Genomic DNA, 19,813 nt, shown 5'->3' on the forward strand with positions numbered 1-19,813 from the left:
TTTCACTGCTTTGACGAGGTGTTATGATGACTTCCCATGTGTTTGCAGCCGTTGCCGGTTTTGTGGTTGCATTGTCAACCATGGACTGGATTGCCGAGTTTCGGACCGTTCTGATGTCAGGCGGCATTGGTTTGCTGGTCGTTGGAATCGTTGCTTGGGGACTGACAGTCCGTAAACAGCGACGACGTCAGTTCTTGCAGCTGATGTCCGAATACGCGGACCGCCACGCCGCTGCCTGATCACGCAGCGGGGCCGGGAAACGTCCACTTGACCGATGTTTCAATCGTCGAGCCCGTTTGCCGAGCACGCTTGATGTTCCGGCATCAATACAAACGCAAGAAGCCGGAGGAAATCCTCCGGCTTCTTGCGTTTGGAAACAAGTTACTCAATATGACTGACGAGGGTGCTTGCTTGGCCAGTCAGCTTGCTCGCAAATTACTCAGCTCCATTAGGTTGAATAATCACTTTCATCGCTCCGGGTTCTCCCTGATAGAGCCGGTCGAAATATCCAGGGCCTTCTTCAAGCGAAGCTTTCGCTGTAATGAGTGGTTCGACTTTGATGTCTCCACGCTCGAGAAGATCGATACAGGCCGGGTATTCGCCATTTGAGGCACAGCTTCCATAGATGGAAAGCTCTCGAGTCACAATGGCTTGCAGCGGCACTTCGACTTTGGGGGCGAGGTTGCCGACGAGAGTGATTGAGCCGCCCTTGCGGGTCGCTTGGATGGCTGTATCGATCGTCGGAGCTGCGCCGACAACTTCAATCGCCACGTCAGCACCTTTGCCGTGAGTGAGGTTCTGAACCTGTTCGATCACGTTGCCGTCTTTGGCGTTGATGGTGACGTCGGCTCCGAGTTCTTTCGCGAGTTTCAGTCGATTGTCATCGAGGTCAACAGCCACAATTTTGGCGCAGCCCTTCAGTCGAATCGCCTGAATGACCAGCAGCCCAATCATTCCACTTCCGACGACCAGGGCTGTATCGCCGAGAGTGATGGGCGTTCGATTCGCAGCATGGACAGCGATGGAAACTGCCTCGATCATTGCAGCGTGTTCGAACGGTAAATTCTCGGGAATCTTGTAGAGGATGTTCTGCGGAACAGCGACGTATTGAGCGAACGCTCCGTGTCGGCGGTACTCTCCGCAGGAAACGCCCAACACTGTCCGGTTGTCGCAGAGATTGATGGAACCCGCACGACAAAACTGGCACTGGCCGCACGAAACGGTTGAGTCGAAGGTGACCCGATCGCCGACTTTGAATCCTTCGACTTCCGGTCCAAGTCTTGTGATGACTCCGGCTGCTTCGTGTCCCATGATGAGGGGCGGGATACGCCGACCGCTGCTGCCATCGTACCCATGAATGTCACTTCCGCAGATCCCACAAGCCCGAACTTCAACCAGAACGTCACGATCCCCGATTTCTGGTTCAGGCATCTCGGTGACTTCAAGGTGTTTGTATTCAGTGAGCAGCATTGCCTTCACGGCGTTCTCCTTGGTTGAAATCGTCGATCCACTGGATCGTTGTATGAGTGATGATCGCGTGAGCTTTGGGGAATCGCTTTTGCGAATCGGCGCTCGTCAACTTTGTGCAGTGCCGAATCAAACCGTACAGAATGCGGTCCCAAAACAAAAGAATCGAATGGTTTCCGTCACGATCCGTCAACTCAAAGTGAGTTGCGGGAATCACTTCGGAACGCTCGGCTTCTACCCGTTGAAGTGTTGATCGTATCGAAGCGGTTTGACGACAGGGCCATCAAAGATTCGGAGATTGCTCCGAAATCAATAAATTGACAACCAAGAATATCCCATTCGCAATTTGTTTTCAGCCGTTCAATCACCTGGCTGAGATTGGAAGACCTCAGTCGTCGCTGTGCTGACCGTTTGTGGTGCAGCCAGAAAGACGGCTTTCGCTGCAGATCGGATCGTCAACGGACTCAAGCTGAAGTGTGATGTGATGAATCGGGTATCGAGATTTGAGTTGCTCGGTGATCTCACGGAGCATCTCTGGTTGCGAACATTGCGAATCGAGAACAACGTGTGCTGACAGTGCAGTTAGGCCGCTTGAGATTGTCCAAACGTGCAGGCAGTGGACACCCTGAATATTCGCGAGTGACTGCAAGTGAGTTTCGATGTCGTTCACGTCGATATCATTGGGGGCGTATTCCATCAGCACGCGAATCGCTTCGCGAACGAGATTCCATGACGAGACAAGAATCAACAGGCACACAATGACCGAGATGAGCGGGTCGACCCAGTTCCATTGAAAGAAGTAGATCAGGACAGCTGCCAGGATGACCGCGACACTGCCGAGAGTGTCACCCATGACATGCAGCCATGCACCTCTCATGTTGAGATCGTGTGTGTGCCCGCCGTGAAGAACTTTGAGTGAAATGAGATTCACGACGAGTCCACCCACAGCGATCCACAGCATCGGCCCTCCGAGGATCGGTTGCGGGTCCGAAAATCGTTCCCAGGCTTCGTGCATAATGCCGCCCGCCACGAGAAACAGCAGCGATCCATTAAATGCCGCCGCCAGAATCTCTGCTCTCAGATGACCAAATGTCTGCTGAGCGGTTGGGGTCCGACTCGTCATCCACGCCGCGAACAGACTGATTGCCAGAGCAGTCATGTCCGAGAACATGTGTCCGGCATCAGCCAGCAGCGCAAGCGAACCCGTCCACAGGCCTCCAAACAGCTCTGCAAGAAAGTAGATGAAAACGAGAGACATCGTCACCGACAGTCGACGCGATTGATCGCCTGCAGAGTGAGAATGATGGTCGCACTCGGTTTTTGTGTCGAGTCCCACGGAACAGTCAGTCATAAGAAGCCGAATCAGGGAGATGATGCAGACGAGCCGCTTTCGACGAGCCGTTATTGTGAATCACGCGACCTGATTGCATAGAGGGCATCGTACGTCCGCAAATAGAGAGTTCCATTCGCGACGACTGGGGACGCCGTGATCGGTTCGTTCATTTCGATTTCGGAAACGATTTCGAATTCCGGACCAGCTTTGAGGACGGTGCAGTGTCCATCTTTGGCGCACCAGATCAGATGACCATCAACGAAGATGGGGCTTGAGCGGTGCTGGGCTGTGTGTGTCCGTTCGTAATAATGTTCTTCTCCGGTTTCCAGATCGCAGCAGAACACTCGTCCGTCTTTACGGAAGCAATAGACGAGTCCGTCGTGAATCAGAGGAATCGAGACATCCGGGGTCTTGTCGAGGAACCATCGCAAGGCAGCGGGTTCTTCGGTGACATTTCCCTGAAGTGCATCAGAGACTTTCAAGGCAATCGTCGGCCCGGCTTTCGCTGTCGGAATGATGATCGAGCCGTCACTGACTCCGGGAGAGGAAACGAATCGGAAAGTGGGATCGAATTTTCTTGTGTTATACGAGGACGGACCGTTCAGGCCCTCAAATCGCCACAGTTCTTTTCCGTCGTCGATGCTGTGACCTGCTGTGTAATCGGCTCCGTGAGTGACCAGAAACTGTGTCTCTCCGTCGTCGTACAGAAACGGTGATGCATAGGAATGCTTGCATTCGAACTTCGCATCGCTGGGGCGGTCGACAGCCCAGATTTCCTCTCCGTTTCGCTTGTCGAGCTTGATGATTTTGCCCACGGTGTAGTCACCGCGCATTGTTCCATGAATCAGTTGCAGAAAGAGTGCGTCATCATGGAGAACAGGAGTTGATGTCATTCCGAACTGGATATCAAATTCACCATATCGGTCCTGAACATTGAAGTCCCAGACCGGTTCTCCATCGACGGTGAAGCAGGCCAGGTCTCCGGTCCCGTAGAAGATCCAGACAAGCTCGCCGTCCGTGCAGGGGGAGGGCGATGCCGAATTTCCTTCTCCGCCGCGGGCATCCTTGTTTCCGGTTCCGACTGTTCGCTTCCAGAGGATTTCTCCGTCGGTCGAAATTCCGAGCAGGACGAGATCGTCGCCTTCAATCGAACTGACAAAGATCTTGTCATCCCAAACGACAGGAGTTGCCCCTGCGGGTCCCGGAAGTGGAACACGCCAGACGACGTTTTCCGTCTGCGACCAGTTCGTAGGAACATCAGTCGCTGTTGAGATTCCATCGTTCTGAGGTCCGCGCCATTGCGGCCAGTTTTCACCCAAAGCAACCGAACAAACAAGAACAAGGAGATAGGGGCAAATTTTCGCCATTGCTTCAGTCCAGTCTAGTTGAGATACGGGCTCGGATTGACATTCGAAACACTCAGAGACCGAAGTCAGTTGATCGTGCCAATGATCAACAGTGCCGCTGTGTCAGGAAGGATGGCAAGCCGAATTCGGTTGAGTTGAGGGAATATCCGTTGAGGGAATATCCATTTGTCAGATCGCGTCGGTCGATTGACTATAGTCGGAACCCTGACACCATTGTGTTTTGGGGATTTGATCGACGACAATACTTGCCTTCAAGGAGTCTGGCACCTTGCGAGAATGTCGTCAATGGACCATGCTCTACGGAACGAGAATTCACACAGCCTGATCGTGATTCGACCGTCAACTCTCCCGGCTGAAAGCTTCACTTCCGGGAAGATGACGTTGATCAACGTGAGTGGTTTTCTCCGATCAGAATTTCACAGGATGTTTTCGAATTCAATTCGATTCACCGGTTTTGGGATGACTTCTCGCAGACGTCGAGTTGTCCCAATTCATCGATGTTGGATTTCCAATGCCTTCAGAGCAGCCCGATTCAGCGACACTTGATTCACTGATCTTGCTTCGCAAGTCGATGAGTGAACTTCGGGAAGAACTTCGCCAAGTTGTCGTCGGACAAAGTGAGGTGATTGATCAGATCCTGCTTTCGATTTTATGTGGAGGACATTCCCTTCTTGTCGGCGTTCCCGGACTTGCTAAAACTCTGGTTGTCAAAGCGTTAGCCGAAACACTCGGACTGACATTCAATCGAGTCCAGTTTACCCCCGACTTAATGCCAGCGGATATCACGGGAACGGAGGTTCTGCAGGAGGATAAGAAAACTGGACACCGCGAATTTCGATTCATCGAGGGACCGATCTTCGCTCAGGTCGTCCTCGCCGACGAGATCAATCGAACTCCTCCCAAAACACAAGCTGCGCTTCTCGAAGCGATGCAGGAGCGTCAGGTCACAGCTGGGGGCCACAAGCACATTCTTCCCTCTCCGTTCTTTGTGCTGGCAACACAGAATCCCATTGAACAGGAGGGGACCTATCCACTTCCTGAGGCTCAACTCGATCGTTTTATGATGGAGATTCGAGTCGACTATCCCAGCGAGAACGAGGAGCTGGAAATTGTTCGTCAGCAGTCGCGACGAAAGTCGGTCCAACTCAAGCAGGTGCTCTCGACGGAATCACTTCTGAAGTTCGCCGAAACGGTCGATGCGATGCCGATCGCTGATCATGACGTGCGCTATGCGATCGCTCTCGTCCGTGCTTCAAGACCATCAAATGCGGAAGCTGTCTCCGCAACGAAAAACTACATTCAGTGGGGAGCGGGGCCTCGGGGATCGGAATGTCTTGTCTCAGCAGCTAAAGGGCACGCCGCGATCCATGGTCAGAATTTCGCCTCGTATGAGAATATTCAGGCGGTCTTTGAACCGGTCATGCGACACAGGATCGTCTTAAGTTACAACGCCGAGGCAGATGGAGTCAGCATCGACGACGTACTCGCTCAACTGCTCGAACAGGTTCCGCCTCCGACTCAGGGGCCGGTGCAAAAGGTCTTTCAAAAGTTTCTCACCAAAGCAGAGCATTGAGAACTGGATCGCTTTTCCTGCGAATGACATCTTTCCTCTTAATACTTCATGTGACTCGTCAACTGGCTGAAAACTTCCGATTCACGAAGCTTAGAGTCGCTTCAAAAGTAGACTGAAATGGAACAGCGACGAATCACTCCGGAAACGCTCACTGGAATTGAGTCGCTGAAGCTGCGGACGAAAATCATCGTCGAAGGACTTCTCAGCGGGAGTCATCGCGGGCAGGATCGCGGCTTCTCTGTGGACTTCGCCGAGCATCGAGACTATTCCCCCGGAGATGATGTCCGTTTTCTGGATTGGAAACTCTCCGGGCGTCGCGATCGATTTTACATCCGGCAGTTTGAAGATGAAAATCAGCTCACTGTGACACTCCTCATCGACAACAGTGGCTCGATGACATATTGCTCGCAGAACTCACAGATGTCGAAGCTTGAATATGCAACCACGCTGGCTGCTTCACTCATGTGGGTCACTTGCGAGCAGCGAGACTTGTCTCGACTGATGACATTCGACGGGGAACAGCATCTCGGCTCGATCTTTGGTCGTGCTGGCTTGCAGCGAGGATTTGACGAACTCGAGAACATCCTCGAATCAGCAACACAAAACAGCGATCAGAAATCTGAGGATGACGAACACTGGGGCGGGCTGGGGAAAGCTGTCGAAAGGATTCCCAGAAAGTCCATTGTGGTCTTATTGACCGATGCTTTCGGAGATCTGGATTCACTGAATCGAATTCTCGCAAGGCTGCGACAAATGCGGTGTGACGTGCGGCTCGTGCAGATTATCGATCCCGCAGAAGCAACGTTTCCGTTCGAAGGGAGTGTTCTGTTTCGCGATCTCGAAGGTCAAGGCGAGCAGGTCGCTATTGTCGATGCGATTCGGTCCGGGTATCTCGCAGAGTTTGAACAATTCCAACATCAGTTGGGGAGGATCGTCGGATCGATGGGCGGAACACGGGTTGTTGTCGAAACTGATTCGGCTTTCAATCATTGCTTGCGCCGCATACTTGAAAGAGGAAACTCAAGTGGTCGATGATCGGAGCGAAAGGCCGTTTCGAATGCGTTTCGGTCAGTCCAACTGGTTGTTCGGGGGCGCGTTCTTTGTGCTGATGTGGGCGACGCTAATCGCCTACTACCAATACAAATTCGATCTGAATATTCCTCCTTCAACGTCCGGTGACGAAGTTGATTACGATTCGCTGGGGTGGGAACTTGCTCATGGACGCGGGTTTCGTGTCGATCTGAATGATCCGGAATTTCGGGCTCCCTATGATCTCGCGGCTCAGGCCAGCGAGCGATTTCGTTTACCTCAACGCGAAAGCGAGATCAGTACAACGCGTCCTCCGTTTTATCCGTGGGCCATCAGCTACATCAATCGGTTGATCGGTCGGCAGTTCTCGGGGACGCGCATCATGGATGCCGCATTCGTCGCAGCGACGGGTGCATTATTGGCGGTCTGTGTGCGTCAGGATTTTGGAATGACTGCTGCGTGGCTCTCAGTCATCCTGTTTCTGGGAGTCGATGTTCGAACGCGTCTCTACGGACGAGCCATTTTGACAGAAGCCATGGCGATGTTTTTCGTCTCGCTGATTTGTGTCGCGATCCTGAAACTACGCTTCCATAGGTTTCGTTCCCGCTTTGATGACATCCTCTTCTCCGTCGCACTCGGTTTGCTCATTGGATTCGCCGTGCTGGTCAGAACCCTGATGATTCTCTGGCTTCCGGGAATCTGTCTGCTGCTGTTTCTGACCTGGAAGCGACTGGGGTTTTCAGTGAAGCGGTCCGCCCTTTTGGTCGTCGGCACAATGTCTGGGATTCTTCTCGCCATCCTTCCGTGGAGCGTGCGGAATATTGCGGTCACTGGTGAGTGGATGCCTATGGGAACTCAGGGGCTGGTCCAGCTTTCCGCTTCGTTTGGTGACGAAGTTTGGGAGTCCGGCGGAGTCTGGCGAAATCTCGAGCACTCCGGGTTCTTCGACGATGTCGTTCACGACGATCAGACGCCAGTCGAAAGAGAAGTCGCCAAAGCCAAGTGGAGTCGAACACACGCAAAAGAATGGATCTTCCGTCATCCGGGGCGAGCGATTACTCTCGTTCCGATGAAGATTTACGAAGAGTTTCGGCCGAGAAACCGGACAGAAGGAATCATCCTGTGCCTGTTTCTCATCGGAATCTGGCCGGCACTCTGGTCTCCGAGCGGAAGAGTTTGTCTCGCGTTGATCGCCATCAACGCATTTGCCATTGGCGTCACATGGTCCGTCGAAGGCCGGTTCCTCGTGCCGGTTCTGTTGCCGATGCACTATGTCGCTATGATGGGAGTTGTCTGGATCGCGTTAATGCTTCCATTCTCTGCAGTGCAGAAGGTTTTCGCTCAGAATCAAATCCGTGGAGTCTGACTGTTTTCTGCAGTTATAGAGCACTCTCAGTGTTGGTATACACTCACTCGCACGAGCAAACTCAGCCTTTTTCATGATGAAAAAAGCTCAAGCGAGTGCACAGAAGCAAGCAAATTGCCTAGCGACACAGGATCCATCCGGAGAGCTTCGAGCAACATTGAAGCGTGCACAACTTCATGTCGACCCACATTCGCTCGCAGAATCCATCCGGTTCAGGAATCGGCTGAATCTCGGCGGGAACTTCGTAGACAGGGCCGACAAGATAGATGGAGTTGTGTTCAATTCCTTCAGCGAGGCTTGCTGGAGAAACTCTCGGAGGGTTGCTCACCTTCAACCAGTCAATCGAGACGAGAGCGTCGGTGACATACTCCGAACAGTGAAGCCCGGCGTTTCGCTTTCCGGTGATATGATGCTTCACCGAATACGGGCGACCAAGTTGTGATTCAAGATGCTCCCGCAACTCTGAAACTTCCGAACGATTCAGTTTGCGAATTGGATGAAAGGCATGAACAGTGTCCGGAGCCTGCGTAGTCAGATAGTCTTCGAGACTCATCTTCCGGACCCCGACCCCATTCATGCTGTCGTAGGCGATCTTCTGATCACCTTCTTCAATCACGATCCCGACATGTGTGTACGGGCTGTTGGTGTAGCAGCGAACGGCCAGGCAATCGCCCTGACTGAATAGCAACGAGCCATTTTCGCATGAGTCGATGATGTCGGCGATCACTTTGGCGTCAGCGATCACACCCGGCGTTGCTCTTTCATCTGCGAAAGAAGTCTTCGCGGCGTTCAATGACGCAGTGGCGAACACAAACGCAGCGATCAGAATTTTCATAAAGGCGGAATTCATTCGAGAATCTCCTTAATCGAAATGAGAACCTTGCGTTGAATCAAAAATGGTCTCAACTCCTCCGTAGAGCGTTTCATGAATGAAGATGGAGAAGCCATTCCGACGCCGGAATGTCAGCTTCGCCAACGGGAGTCGAAGTGCTTCGGACTCATCGAATTCGGCGATTCGACCGGAAATGGCAAACCTCGAAGTCATCGAATCACATGCTGCCAGTTTGACAGCACCGGCTGTGATGACAAGTCTTTCCCCGCCAAAATCGCGCGATCGAAAAAAGCGTGGATTCCGTATCTCTTGAATTTGTAAGGTGATATGTCGAACTGTGAGTCTTGGCACGCCATTTGTAGCAAAGAGGGAAAATAAGGAACAGTGTGCGTTGAGATTGCACATCAAATCGTGATGACTCATCGTGCAAGCAATTAGACATCCATCATGGGAGTGGTCATTCATGGCGAAGAAGGCCAAATCGACAGGCGGAACCAAAATTGTCCCGCTGGGCGACAAAGTTGTGTTGAAGAGACAGGTTGCTGAGGACACAACCGCAGGTGGAATCGTTCTTCCTGATTCCGCAAAGGACAAGCCACAACGTGGCGAAGTGGTCGCAATCGGCGATGGGCATACCCGTGACGATGGCGAGAAGGTTGCGTTGACTGTGAAAGAAGGGGATCGAGTGATCTTCAGCTCTTACGCTGGCGACGAAATCAAAGTCGGCGATGAAGAGTACCTCTTGCTGCGAGAGAGCGATATTCTCGCGACCTACTAGCAGTCGTTGGAAGGAGTTTTGGCGGGTCGGAGCTTTGGTGATCTGAAAATCATCACCAAACCAAACAGCCCGACAGTTCAACGTCAGAACTTCGTCAGGAATTCAATTTCAACTTTTTGAATAATATCTCTCAAACTCTGTGAGGAGAACAACATGGCCAAGATGATTGCTTTCGATCAGGAAGCACAGGAAGCCATGCGACGCGGAGTCAGCAAGCTGGCAAAAGCTGTTCGCGTGACGCTGGGACCAAAAGGGCGAAACGTCATTTTGGAAAAAAGCTTCGGTTCGCCGACTGTCACCAAAGATGGTGTGACCGTCGCCCGGGAAATTGAACTTGCTGACAAGTTCGAAGACATGGGTGCTCGAATGGTTCGTGAAGTCGCCAGCAAGACGTCCGACGTCGCCGGTGACGGAACAACGACCGCGACCATTATGGCCGAAGCGATTTACAACGAAGGTCTCAAAGCCGTCGTCGCTGGTGTCAGCCCGCTCGAAATGAAGCGAGGTATGGAAAAAGCGGTCGAGCAGATCACCGAAAAACTTCGCGAAATGGCAATCCCTTGCCGCGACAAAAAAGCCATCGCTCAGGTGGGAACCGTCGCTGCCAATGGTGACGACACCATCGGCAAGATTCTGGCCGACGCGATGGAAGCTGTTGGAAAAGACGGCGTGATCACCGTCGAAGAAGGCAAAAGCCTCAACACAGATTTCGAAGTTGTTGAGGGAATGCAGTTTGATCGCGGCTACCTCTCTCCGTACTTCGTGACCGACTCACAGAGCATGGAATGCGTTCTCGAAGACGCTTACGTGCTCGTTCACGAAAAGAAAATCAGCAACATTAAAGACCTCGTTCCAATCCTGGAAAAGGTCGTCAACTCCGGCAAGCCGCTGTTGATCATTGCTGAAGACGTTGAAGGTGAAGCACTCGCGACACTCGTCATCAACAAGCTCCGCGGAACCTTCAAAATCGCAGCTGTCAAAGCTCCTGGCTACGGCGATCGTCGTAAGGCCATGTTGCAGGACATCGCCATCATGTGTGGCGGACAGGCGATCTTCGAAGATCTCGGAATTAAGCTCGACAACCTCCAGTTGTCCGATCTCGGTCGTGTCAAGAAAGTCGTCATCGACAAAGACAACACGACACTGATCGAAGGAGCCGGAAAGACCGCGGACATCAAAGCCCGTATCGATCAGATCCGAGCAGAACTCGCAAACTCCACAAGCGATTACGACAGCGAAAAACTGGAAGAGCGAATCGCAAAGCTCTCCGGTGGTGTTGCTCAAGTGAACGTCGGAGCAGCGACCGAATCGGAAATGAAAGAAAAGAAAGCCCGCGTCGAAGATGCTCTGCATGCGACCCGGGCTGCCGTCGAAGAAGGAATTCTTCCTGGCGGTGGAGTCGCTTTGCTGCGTGCGTCCACAAGCGTGGATCCTGGCAAACTCTCACATGGCGAAGAAGTTGGTTACAACATCATCCGCCGTGCATGCCGCGCTCCGCTGACACAGATCTCCAACAACGCCGGCATGGACGGCAGCGTGATCTGTGAGAAGGTTTCTAACCTGAGCGGAAACGAAGGTTACAACGCAGCGACCGACACCTACGAAGACCTCGTCAAAGCAGGTGTCATCGATCCCGTCAAAGTGACCCGCACCGCCCTGCAGAACTCCTCCAGTGTTTCAACACTGTTGCTGACAAGCGATGCCCTCATCGCTGACAAGCCAAAGGACGACAAAAAAGGCGGCGGACACGACAGCGACCTCTACTAAGTCGCCCGTGAACCAACGAAGCTGAGTCAGTTCAAAAGTTCGCCCCGGGTGACTCACTCGGGGCAAACTCGCCAGACTCAAAAAACAAAACCCTGAGCGTGATCCACGCTCAGGGTTTTTTCGTTACACAGTTGTGACAATTCAAGGTTTGGATGGTCCAACCGACTTGCTCGGTCGGGGCGCAAAGCGACAAGAAGGATTCGCCACGGACAGTCAATGGAGGAATCGCGTTGATTCTTGATTCAATCGCGAACGGTGAAGTATTCTATACTGACAGCACCCGGACGGGCTCTCTCTGCGTAAAGGATATACGACATCCTCAACATTGTGCTGAATTAGTTAAATTATGAACGAGAAACAAAACAAAAGCATCGAACGGGCACCACTCACTGAAGAAGTCATCATCGCAATTTCGCGTTTGGTGGATGATGCTCAATCAAACCGTCGTGATCCGAGCCACTCAGAGGCTATCCGGAAACTGAGGTTTTGTGAAAGTCTGGTTTTGTTCACACTTTGCGGTTCATCAACGCAAAGGAGTGCACGGTGTCCGAGGCGATTCGAAAAGCGTACCCAAGTGACCTGACTGACCTTCAGTGGGAGATGATCGAAATGATTCACGGTAAGCTGAATGGCGAGTACCGCTCACAGATGACCAGGACAGAACTCGAAACAAAAGGATACGGCAGACGCTGGCTTGTGGAATCATTCATGAGCGGATTGAAGCGAACCACAGGTGCCGCACTAGAAAGCCCTGTTCGTCGAAGCCGCCCTCAAAGTCCTCGCCTACGCCCTGAGGCGTTAGCCCACGATCAAAACCTGTGATTTGTTTTCAACACAGCAATACAACACTAAAAGGTTAACGGCGTTGGGTGGCACGTGGGGAGTTCTTTTAAGACGATCAGTTATCAGTATGATGAAAATCATAATCGCATCTTGAGGATCGACCCGTCAGGAGGTCGCACTACCTATAGCTACGATGCCCTCAATCGTGTGCAGTCGGAGATTAACCCGCAAGGTGAGCGAACGACTTTCGTTTACGATTCTACCGGTCGGCGAATCGCGAAAAAATTTGATAACGGAACTCGGACATCATTCATCTACGATGCTGCGAATCGAGTCACAAAAGTTACGAATCTGGAAAGCAATCATACGGTCATTGAAGAGTTCCAGTACAAATACGACAACGTTGGAAATCGAACCGAAGTGGACGATTCCTCGGGAAACCGAACGACCTATTTGTACGACGCAACGTACCAGTTGATTGGAGAGCACCGCACTGGAACGAATGCTTACCGTCACACGTTCACGTATGACTCGCGTGGCAATCGTACGTTGAAAAATGAAGACGGGGCGAGAACAACGTCCGTCTATGATGCTGCAAACCAACTCGTCTCTGGGGGAGATGCTTCTGGTCGAACGACGTACACCTACGATCTCAATGGCAATCAAGCGGTTGTGTTGACGCCGGATGGTCAGCGAACCACCACCGTCTGGGATTATGAAAACAAGCCGATTCAAACGATCAACCCGGATACCTCTCGTGTAACAAAGACTTTTGACCCCGATGGGTTGCAGATCAAGCAGGAGGGCTAATCATGACGACTCAGTATTTTCTGTGGGATGAGGTCGATAGCAACATCATTGAAGAGTATGACGACAGCTTCGACAGGACCGTTGAATACACACAAGAGCCGGGAATGTACGGCGGGATTCTCAGTCAGCACCGAAACGGAGCAACTTCCTTTTACCACACCGATGCACTTGGAAGCACAGTTGCGTTGACAGACGAGAGTGAGAACGTCACCGATACTTACGAGTCCGATGCCTGGGGCAACGAAATCAGCCACTCCGGCACTTCGGAAAACCCATTCCGTTGGAACGGTCAGGCTGGGTACTACTACGATGAACAGTCGGGGGATTACTACGTCCGCCAGCGAGTTTATCAGCCCACTGTTGCACGGTGGAAATCTGCGGACCCATTGCAGATTTCGAGTTTGGCAGTCAATGTCTACATCTACGTAGAAAATCGGCCACCAATTTGGATAGACCCTTCTGGTCTGCAAGCCCAAGATAAGCCGTTTAGTGTGGACATTCGGGCTACTTTTGAGGACCTAGATAATAAGAAGTGCGGTGACTTCGCTCAAATTGGGTGGATATTCAGGATCAAGGGCGGGGCCAAATTTGAAGGCTACTTCATACAGAAAGTAGACATTTCGTGTGCGATAAATGATTGCAACGACTGCAACAAAGCACCTCAAAAGTACTCTTTTTACGAGGTGTTTCGAGTTGGCGAAAATGGCAAGATGACAGATATCGACGAAGTCACTGTGATTGCTGGAAAGAATTTCGTAATTACAGATCAAGCCAGAGGGGCAGCAATCAACAACAAATGTGGTGAATATGTTGCCAAAGGTGAAGTCAGGTTCTTCCTGCGAACCGAACAGACAGCCATTGTCGACAACTGGGCCAAAAGGGGAAAATACGGAAAAGGTATGTGTCAAACCAGTGTTGGAGATTTGCCGTCAAATGCCAACCCGCCAGCATGGTGGAACAATGATCAGTCTGTCAATCTTTTTGCAAGTGCGAGCCGTTCGTTTTCGATCAAATGGAATTGCTGTCCATGCGTGTCTGAAAAACCCGATATTGACGCTTCACCACGTCAACAAACCGGAACAAATCAAGATTAGTTCTCGAACCGACTTCGTAAAATCGTTTTCTCTGTTCGCTTTGTCGATGCAATTAATCACATGAATTTCGAAACATTTTGTCGAGCTTCTGTATTTTTATTGGTCCTGGTTCTTAACCGCAGAATCATCGCCGAAGACCCTGAACTTATTTGGGGAAAAGTCGAAAATATTCTTGATTCAAGTTCATGGGACACAAAAGGCGAATTTCTAGTAAGAATGGCTTTCCGGCATACCAGCAAGGAAGATTTGACTCGGTTGAGTTCTTCAACAAGCACTAGTATTGCAATTCGAGCGTACTTCGAACAATCAATCAGACTTGGAACTCCGGAATCTGCCATAGCCTTTGTCGAGAATTGCGAGAGCCATCTTCTGGTCAAGTTTCCACCGTGGGTGAAAATGGCAATTGCAAATGGACGATTCCACGAGTCAGAGTTCATTCCAGATTTGGACGGAATTTCGCCGTATCGACCATACCCAACTCGCGAAATTGATCACAATTGGTATGCCGTACATACAGAAGAAACGAACACATTGAAGCTGAATTCAACTGACGAGCGCCAAGTGTTGCTTCGCAATGTCAACTTCCCCAAAGCTGACGGCCACCTAACGGGTGGGGTTTCGAATAATCACATGGTTGTTGCAATTCATGGGAATTACCCCGACCAATTTTGCATCCTTTGTGTTGACACCAAAGAGCAACGTGAAATTTGGCGAGCATCATGCCGAGACGGTGACAATATACACTTTTATTCTGGACCTTCTTCAATGTTTGTCAGTGTATTGATGAATAACACGCATGTCGTAATAGTGGCGGTGAGCAGTAGCGGAATGTTTTTGGACGTCAGGGGGATTAAAGATGGAAAGCTGATTGGTCAGTTTTCTTCACTGCTCTAGCGAAGTAGGCTCTGCCGCGACTCAGTTTTGCTCGGTTTGATCTATCGCAGTTAGGCATTGTTTTAAGCGGTCCATTCAATAGATACGCCGACAGGCTTCCCAATCTCATACCATCATGCCGTCTGGTAGTCCCCCACTATGTACGGGCGGGGTGGCACTGGGGGGGGCCGGCGAAATAGTGAGTGAGTTTAGGGTGCCGCTGGTTGTGCTAGTGCTTTTGTGAGACGATTGCCTAATGGAAATCTCGCTTCATTCCTCGGGAACCACGATCGTTTCTGAGATGCGGACGTTGCCAGTTTGAGACGTTTCTACGATAGCCCGAGCCCGTTTGCGTCCAATGGCAAGAAGCCATTGTTGAACCGACGAGAACCCTTCGAGAAACGCAGTTCGTTCGAACAACGCTGAATCGTCATCCGTACATCGAATTCCGTAGTAAACCCCAGATTGTTTCGTTGAGGTTTTTGTTTTTGCCTTTTTTGCCATTTGCTGATTCAAAGGTTTGGAGCAATCAAATTCAACCTAAAGGGCTGTCGACCGAGAAAGAATTGAACTTTAGGTTTCTATAGACAACTATTGACATCTTGAGTGGCGTCCCCTACAACTCCTGTCATCAGCATTCAATGAAAGCCGAGAGCCCTGAAACGACAAGAGACCCCGAGAGATGTTCTCCCGAGGCCTCTTGTTTTCTAGTCCCACTGCCTGCAATCTGGTGCAAAAAGGATTTGCAGGCCAAGAGAGAGCATTGTGACATGGACACGCTACTTGAAGCAACTCAGACTGTGAACATTGAATCTAATAAACCTGAACAAGGAACCACAATTCCCTCAGGTTCGTCCGTGGATGAGATTCTACAAAGGCATTTCGAGGACGGGGTCATTGACCACGACTTTTTCGGGGTGGCCTTTGGAGTTGGTATCGAATGGTCAAGGAGGGAAATCGGCGAAACTCTTCGCATCCTTGCCGGAAGGTTTTTCTCAGCAGCCAAGGAGATCGACGGGGGAAGTTCTGAGTTGTGCGAAATCAACCGGAATGAGCATCTTTTTGGCGTAGAGGGAACTGACCCCGATGTCTGCATCTTGGTCTACAACGCCGACGATTCGGCAAAAGCCCGGTTACAGGCCCAGGCGGCAATTGAGGTCCTGAGAGCTTCTTGAGGCGGTGCTCACAGTTGACAGCAGGTTCATCGCCACTCGTTCCCCTTCAAGGTTTCACCCCCAATGAGACCTCGGAGGGGATTTTGTTTTTAGCCAACAAGGCCTGCTCAATGAGTCCAGAATCTCAGAGCGAACTCAGCAAGATTAGTGAAAACCTCTCTCGGCTCACGTCGGCGGTTGAACTCTTGGTTGAGTCCCATTTGCCGAAACCTAGGCCAATCGATCTCCTCGGAGACATGAGCAAGGAGGAAATCGCCATTATTTTGGTCGCTCGGGGATGGAGCGGCACAAAGAAAGAATTGGCAGAAAATCTTGGTGTCGGCTATTCCACTCTAAGGAGCTGGCCCTCCTTCTCTAGGGTTTGGAATACGATCAAGTCTGGGGAGAGGCTTGGAGAGATTGTTAGAAAGCAAAACGGAAAAGGGCAAAAGATTCATGATCTTTGAGAACAATGCAGCCGGTTCAAAATTTCCAAAGTGGGTTTGGTGGCTCGGATTAGGAGTTGCCGTTTCCTGGCTTCTGGTCTCACCAGTTATTCGATGGTTGTCGTGTGATTGGTCAGAAGCCGGCACGATTGGTGATTCTTTTGGGGCAGTGAATGCTCTGTTCTCCGGTCTGGCTTTCGTTGGCCTGATATACACGATTCTTCTTCAGTCGAAACAACTTGCTCAGAACAGTGAAGTTCTGGAGATGCAGCGAGAAGAATTAGGTCTGCAAAGAGAGGAATTGAAACTTACTCGGGAGGAGCTCGCGAAGAGTGCAGTAGCGCAAGTTAAGTCGTCGGAGATCACTCGAACAATTGCAATTCTCAACGCGAATTCAATCCTTCTCGAATTTCACAAATTGGCAGCAGATAGAATGGTGGGAGGACATGGTTCAACCTGGAAAACTCGAATGCAATACAGGGGAGATGAGGAGGGGCGATTACAAGCCAAGTATCACTTAGAAAAGTCGATCGAAATTTCTGACGAAATTTCTACGCTCCTCGAGGATTTGAATTCCAAATCGACTGAGAATCCCAGTACGTGAAATTGAATAGCTGAACACCGATTCATACGGAGCAAAAAAGACTGAATGGCAACTTTAGACAGGTACAAAGCCGGTTGGCGGATTCGATTTGTTGACGGTTCCGGGAAGCGAAAATCCGTTTATCCGGGAGTCATGCCAAAGAAGAACGCCGAGGAGATCAAGCGACACATTGAAACGCTGGTCGCGGCTCGCCACTCCGGAACCTCAATGCCGTTGCATACGGCATTATGGCTCAGCACTTGTGCCGACTCACTCAAAGAGAAACTGCACAAGCTGGACCTGATCGAAGCTCCTCGCGAGGAGGCCGCTACACTCTCATTGCAGGATCTTTGCCGGCAATTTATCGATTCCCGATCGGACGTCAAAAGATCGTCGAAGCTTGTCTGGGGCCGATGTCTCAAACTGTTGATGAAATGCTTCGATGGCTCCCGATTGATCGATTCGTTTACGATCGGCGATGCCAAAGACTTTCGGAACTTTCTCTTGGCGGACGGAAAAAGCGAGAACACGGCTCGCAAGATGTGTTCTGTCGCCTCCCAGTTCTTTGCAGACGCCGTTGACAGGGAACTCATCGCCAAGAATCCGTTCCGAGTGAAATCCATACCGAGAACCGTTCTCGCGAATCGGAAAAGAGATCACTTCATCACGCGAAAGGTGTCCGAGAAGATCCTGGAAGCTTGTCCCGATGAGGATTGGAGGCTCATCTTCTCGTTGGCTCGGTTCGGCGGGCTCCGGTGTCCCTCGGAAATCGAGGCCCTTAAATGGGAGCATGTTCTCTGGGATCAGGATAAGCTGGTCGTTCCGAGCCCGAAGACTGAGCATCATGAGGGGAAGGAAGAACGGATCATTCCTCTATTCCCAGAGCTCCGGGAAGCCTTGGAACGGGCGTCCAAATGGTCCGGAGCCGATTCCGTTTGGGTTCTGCCGATTCGCTCCAGGCACTCCAACTACGGAGTGAAGATGAAGCGAATTCTCATGGAGGCCGGCATCCAGTCCTGGCCCAAGATCTTCCATAACCTCCGAGCCACTCGGGAAACGGAGCTCCTGGAGGAATTCCCGATTCACGTTGTCTGCCAATGGATCGGCAATTCAGCCCTCATTGCAGCCAGACACTATCTTCAAGTGACAGATGATCACTACGAGAAGGCCTCCACGGCAGACCACAAAGCAGACCAGAACACGACGGAACAGGAAGGAATTGAGCGGAACTCAGAGGAGAGCAAGATTGAAAGAGACGGCAATAATCTTGCGAAACCGCTTAGAAATCGCGAGAAGCGAGAAAAGAGAAATGGACGTTACAGGACTCGAACCTGTGACCTCTTCCGTGTGAAGGAAGCGCGCTAGCCAGCTGCGCCAAACGTCCGGGGCGGGTATTTTGATGATGACAAGTGAGTTCTGCAAGCGAGTTGTGCCTTCTGGGGCCGCTTCTTCTTGGGTTTGCAGTGATTCGTTGGAGTTAACGGGTTGGAGCCGATGTAGAACGGTCCACTCAGGTGCTCAGGTCGGGGCTGTGTGGCTGGATCAAGAGCGTGCTCAGATTGTTGGGCGTGTTAGCGGTCTGTGTTTTCTTCGGGTGGCAGCAGGCCGCGCCAGTCTGCGATGTAAAGTTGGCTTGATCCGTCCTCGGTTCGAGATGATGTCCACATCAGCTTCTTTCCGTCCGGGCTGAAAACGGGCAAGACGTCTGCTTTCTCGTGGGTGGTAATTCGTGTGACTTCTCCAGCTGTCACTGATTCTTCGTTGTATTGAAGGTTCCGCCTACGGCTCCACCTTCTCCTCCACTCCAGCACACTGACTTACTTACCTAACCCCAACTCTCATAAGCCTGGTTCAAACTTCGGGGGCATTTCACACTGTCTGGAGGTCATCGGTCAACTGAATCTCGGTCTTCCCGTCGACGGAAACGAGATAAAGCTGCAGCATGTGTTCTTCTTCGCGATCGCTTCGAAAGAGGACCCAATTGTCGTCAGGAGAGAAGAACGGTCCGCCATCGTAGCCGTCCTGGTTGACGATCTGGCGGACATTCGTGCCATCCGAATTCATGATATAGAGGTCGGGGTCACCGTCTCGCGTTGATGTGAATACGATCTGTTTTCCGTCGTGTGAGTAACTCGCTTCTGCGTCGTATCCGCCGGCAGCAGCGAGATCGCGGGCTTCTTTTTCGATTGCAGCGATATCTGGATTCGTGTGAGCGGAGGAGAACAGAAGGGATTCCCCATCCGGAGAAAAGTAGGCACACGTCGTTCGTCCGAGTCCGGGGCTGACGCGCACAGGCGTCTTTTCATCAAGTGCCTGGACATAGATTTGATAGAAGGGATAACCGACGGAAAACGCTTGAAACGCAATCGTCTGGCCGTCCGGAGAAAAATATCCCTCCCCTGCACGTGGGAGCCCAAATGTGACCCGCTGAATGTTGTCGAGGTATTTCGTCTCTTCAGGAGTTGCGGATTCCTGCCCAAAGCAAATTGCAGAACATGTGCAAAGTGTTGTCAGAAGCATGAGAGATCGACGGATCATGAGCATCTCTTTCAGCAGCT

Annotated in this window: 20 protein-coding genes, 1 tRNA gene and 1 pseudogene; 13 read left to right on the forward strand and 9 right to left on the reverse strand. The window is 51.4% G+C overall.

The genetic code is table 11. The features are described from left to right. Positions 1-23: 23 nt before the first annotated feature. Positions 24-239 carry a hypothetical protein gene (locus KOR42_RS05365; RefSeq protein ID WP_146507684.1) on the forward strand — a complete coding sequence of 72 codons (216 nt, stop codon included), beginning with the start codon at positions 24-26 and terminating at the stop codon, positions 237-239. 196 nt (positions 240-435) lie between these two features. On the opposite strand, the gene KOR42_RS05370 is transcribed toward KOR42_RS05365, so the two are convergent. The 3 genes from KOR42_RS05370 to KOR42_RS05380 all read right to left on the reverse strand — a co-directional run bounded on the left by KOR42_RS05370 (position 436) and on the right by KOR42_RS05380 (position 4,167). Then, the gene (locus KOR42_RS05370) at positions 436-1,479 is read right to left on the reverse strand and encodes a galactitol-1-phosphate 5-dehydrogenase (RefSeq protein ID WP_146507686.1); all 1,044 of its coding nucleotides are present in this window, start codon (positions 1,477-1,479) and stop codon (positions 436-438) included. A gap of 376 nt (positions 1,480-1,855) precedes the next feature. Continuing rightward, positions 1,856-2,818 carry a cation diffusion facilitator family transporter gene (locus tag KOR42_RS05375; protein ID WP_146507688.1) on the reverse strand — a complete coding sequence of 321 codons (963 nt, stop codon included), beginning with the start codon at positions 2,816-2,818 and terminating at the stop codon, positions 1,856-1,858. Positions 2,819-2,868: 50 nt separating this feature from the next. Beyond that, on the reverse strand, positions 2,869-4,167 hold the full coding sequence (locus KOR42_RS05380; protein ID WP_146507690.1) for an outer membrane protein assembly factor BamB family protein: 1,299 nt from the start codon (positions 4,165-4,167) through the stop codon (positions 2,869-2,871). Positions 4,168-4,678: 511 nt separating this feature from the next. Here KOR42_RS05380 and KOR42_RS05385 point away from each other — a divergent pair. The 3 genes from KOR42_RS05385 (at position 4,679) to KOR42_RS05395 (ending at position 8,135) form a co-directional block, all read left to right on the forward strand. Continuing rightward, positions 4,679-5,740 (forward strand): AAA family ATPase, encoded by a 1,062-nt coding sequence (locus KOR42_RS05385; RefSeq protein WP_146507692.1) that lies wholly within the window; start codon positions 4,679-4,681, stop codon positions 5,738-5,740. A gap of 117 nt (positions 5,741-5,857) precedes the next feature. Beyond that, positions 5,858-6,775 carry a DUF58 domain-containing protein gene (locus tag KOR42_RS05390; RefSeq protein ID WP_146507694.1) on the forward strand — a complete coding sequence of 306 codons (918 nt, stop codon included), beginning with the start codon at positions 5,858-5,860 and terminating at the stop codon, positions 6,773-6,775. After that, positions 6,765-8,135 (forward strand): ArnT family glycosyltransferase, encoded by a 1,371-nt coding sequence (locus tag KOR42_RS05395; RefSeq protein WP_197440884.1) that lies wholly within the window; start codon positions 6,765-6,767, stop codon positions 8,133-8,135. Before KOR42_RS05390 ends, KOR42_RS05395 begins: the two co-directional genes overlap by 11 nt. Before the next feature lie 118 nt (positions 8,136-8,253). Here the strand turns inward: KOR42_RS05395 and KOR42_RS05400 are convergent, their stop codons facing one another. Together KOR42_RS05400 and KOR42_RS05405 are read right to left on the reverse strand one after the other, a co-directional pair. Next, entirely contained in the window at positions 8,254-8,985 is a 732-nt protein-coding gene (locus tag KOR42_RS05400; protein WP_146507698.1) for a YiiX/YebB-like N1pC/P60 family cysteine hydrolase, read from the reverse strand. 12 nt (positions 8,986-8,997) lie between these two features. Continuing rightward, positions 8,998-9,180: a hypothetical protein gene (locus KOR42_RS05405; protein ID WP_146507699.1), complete on the reverse strand. Its 183-nt coding sequence runs from the start codon at positions 9,178-9,180 to the stop codon at positions 8,998-9,000. A 250-nt stretch (positions 9,181-9,430) separates the two neighbouring features. Between KOR42_RS05405 and groES the strand changes: the two genes are divergently transcribed. The 6 genes from groES to KOR42_RS05435 all read left to right on the forward strand — a co-directional run bounded on the left by groES (position 9,431) and on the right by KOR42_RS05435 (position 15,093). Beyond that, entirely contained in the window at positions 9,431-9,745 is a 315-nt protein-coding gene (gene groES / locus KOR42_RS05410; protein WP_146507701.1) for a co-chaperone GroES, read from the forward strand. 153 nt (positions 9,746-9,898) lie between these two features. Further along, positions 9,899-11,512 carry a chaperonin GroEL gene (gene groL, locus KOR42_RS05415; protein ID WP_146507703.1) on the forward strand — a complete coding sequence of 538 codons (1,614 nt, stop codon included), beginning with the start codon at positions 9,899-9,901 and terminating at the stop codon, positions 11,510-11,512. A gap of 543 nt (positions 11,513-12,055) precedes the next feature. Beyond that, positions 12,056-12,334, forward strand: a complete 279-nt coding sequence (locus tag KOR42_RS05420; protein ID WP_146507705.1) for a hypothetical protein — start codon at positions 12,056-12,058, stop codon at positions 12,332-12,334. A gap of 54 nt (positions 12,335-12,388) precedes the next feature. Beyond that, positions 12,389-13,105 (forward strand): RHS repeat protein, encoded by a 717-nt coding sequence (locus KOR42_RS05425; protein WP_146507707.1) that lies wholly within the window; start codon positions 12,389-12,391, stop codon positions 13,103-13,105. 104 nt (positions 13,106-13,209) lie between these two features. After that, positions 13,210-14,199 carry an RHS repeat domain-containing protein gene (locus KOR42_RS05430; RefSeq protein WP_197440886.1) on the forward strand — a complete coding sequence of 330 codons (990 nt, stop codon included), beginning with the start codon at positions 13,210-13,212 and terminating at the stop codon, positions 14,197-14,199. Positions 14,200-14,259: 60 nt separating this feature from the next. Beyond that, a complete protein-coding gene (locus tag KOR42_RS05435; protein WP_146507711.1) occupies positions 14,260-15,093 on the forward strand; it encodes a hypothetical protein in 834 nt (277 codons plus the stop codon). Positions 15,094-15,342: 249 nt separating this feature from the next. Here the strand turns inward: KOR42_RS05435 and KOR42_RS05440 are convergent, their stop codons facing one another. After that, a complete protein-coding gene (locus tag KOR42_RS05440) occupies positions 15,343-15,576 on the reverse strand; it encodes a hypothetical protein (RefSeq protein ID WP_146507713.1) in 234 nt (77 codons plus the stop codon). Positions 15,577-15,713: 137 nt separating this feature from the next. On the opposite strand from KOR42_RS05440, the gene KOR42_RS05445 reads away from it, so the two are divergent. The 3 genes and pseudogenes from KOR42_RS05445 to KOR42_RS27790 form a co-directional block, all read left to right on the forward strand. Then, complete coding sequence (locus KOR42_RS05445) at positions 15,714-16,247, forward strand: hypothetical protein (RefSeq protein ID WP_146507715.1); 534 nt, start codon at positions 15,714-15,716, stop codon at positions 16,245-16,247. Between the two features lie 14 nt (positions 16,248-16,261). Then, entirely contained in the window at positions 16,262-16,693 is a 432-nt protein-coding gene (locus KOR42_RS05450) for a hypothetical protein (protein WP_146507717.1), read from the forward strand. A 790-nt stretch (positions 16,694-17,483) separates the two neighbouring features. After that, positions 17,484-18,350 (forward strand): annotated as a pseudogene (locus KOR42_RS27790) (tyrosine-type recombinase/integrase); the annotation flags it as partial. Between the two features lie 215 nt (positions 18,351-18,565). On the opposite strand, the gene KOR42_RS05465 reads toward KOR42_RS27790, so the two are convergent. The 3 genes from KOR42_RS05465 to KOR42_RS05475 all read right to left on the reverse strand — a co-directional run bounded on the left by KOR42_RS05465 (position 18,566) and on the right by KOR42_RS05475 (position 19,793). Next, positions 18,566-18,639 (reverse strand) — tRNA-Val (locus tag KOR42_RS05465). 187 nt (positions 18,640-18,826) lie between these two features. After that, entirely contained in the window at positions 18,827-19,006 is a 180-nt protein-coding gene (locus KOR42_RS27325) for a TolB family protein (protein ID WP_231740671.1), read from the reverse strand. A 118-nt stretch (positions 19,007-19,124) separates the two neighbouring features. Further along, positions 19,125-19,793, reverse strand: a complete 669-nt coding sequence (locus KOR42_RS05475; RefSeq protein WP_231740673.1) for a hypothetical protein — start codon at positions 19,791-19,793, stop codon at positions 19,125-19,127. Between the last annotated feature and the right edge of the window lie 20 nt (positions 19,794-19,813).

The organism is Thalassoglobus neptunius, assembly GCF_007859735.1.
GTDB classification, from domain to species: domain Bacteria; phylum Planctomycetota; class Planctomycetia; order Planctomycetales; family Planctomycetaceae; genus Thalassoglobus; species Thalassoglobus neptunius.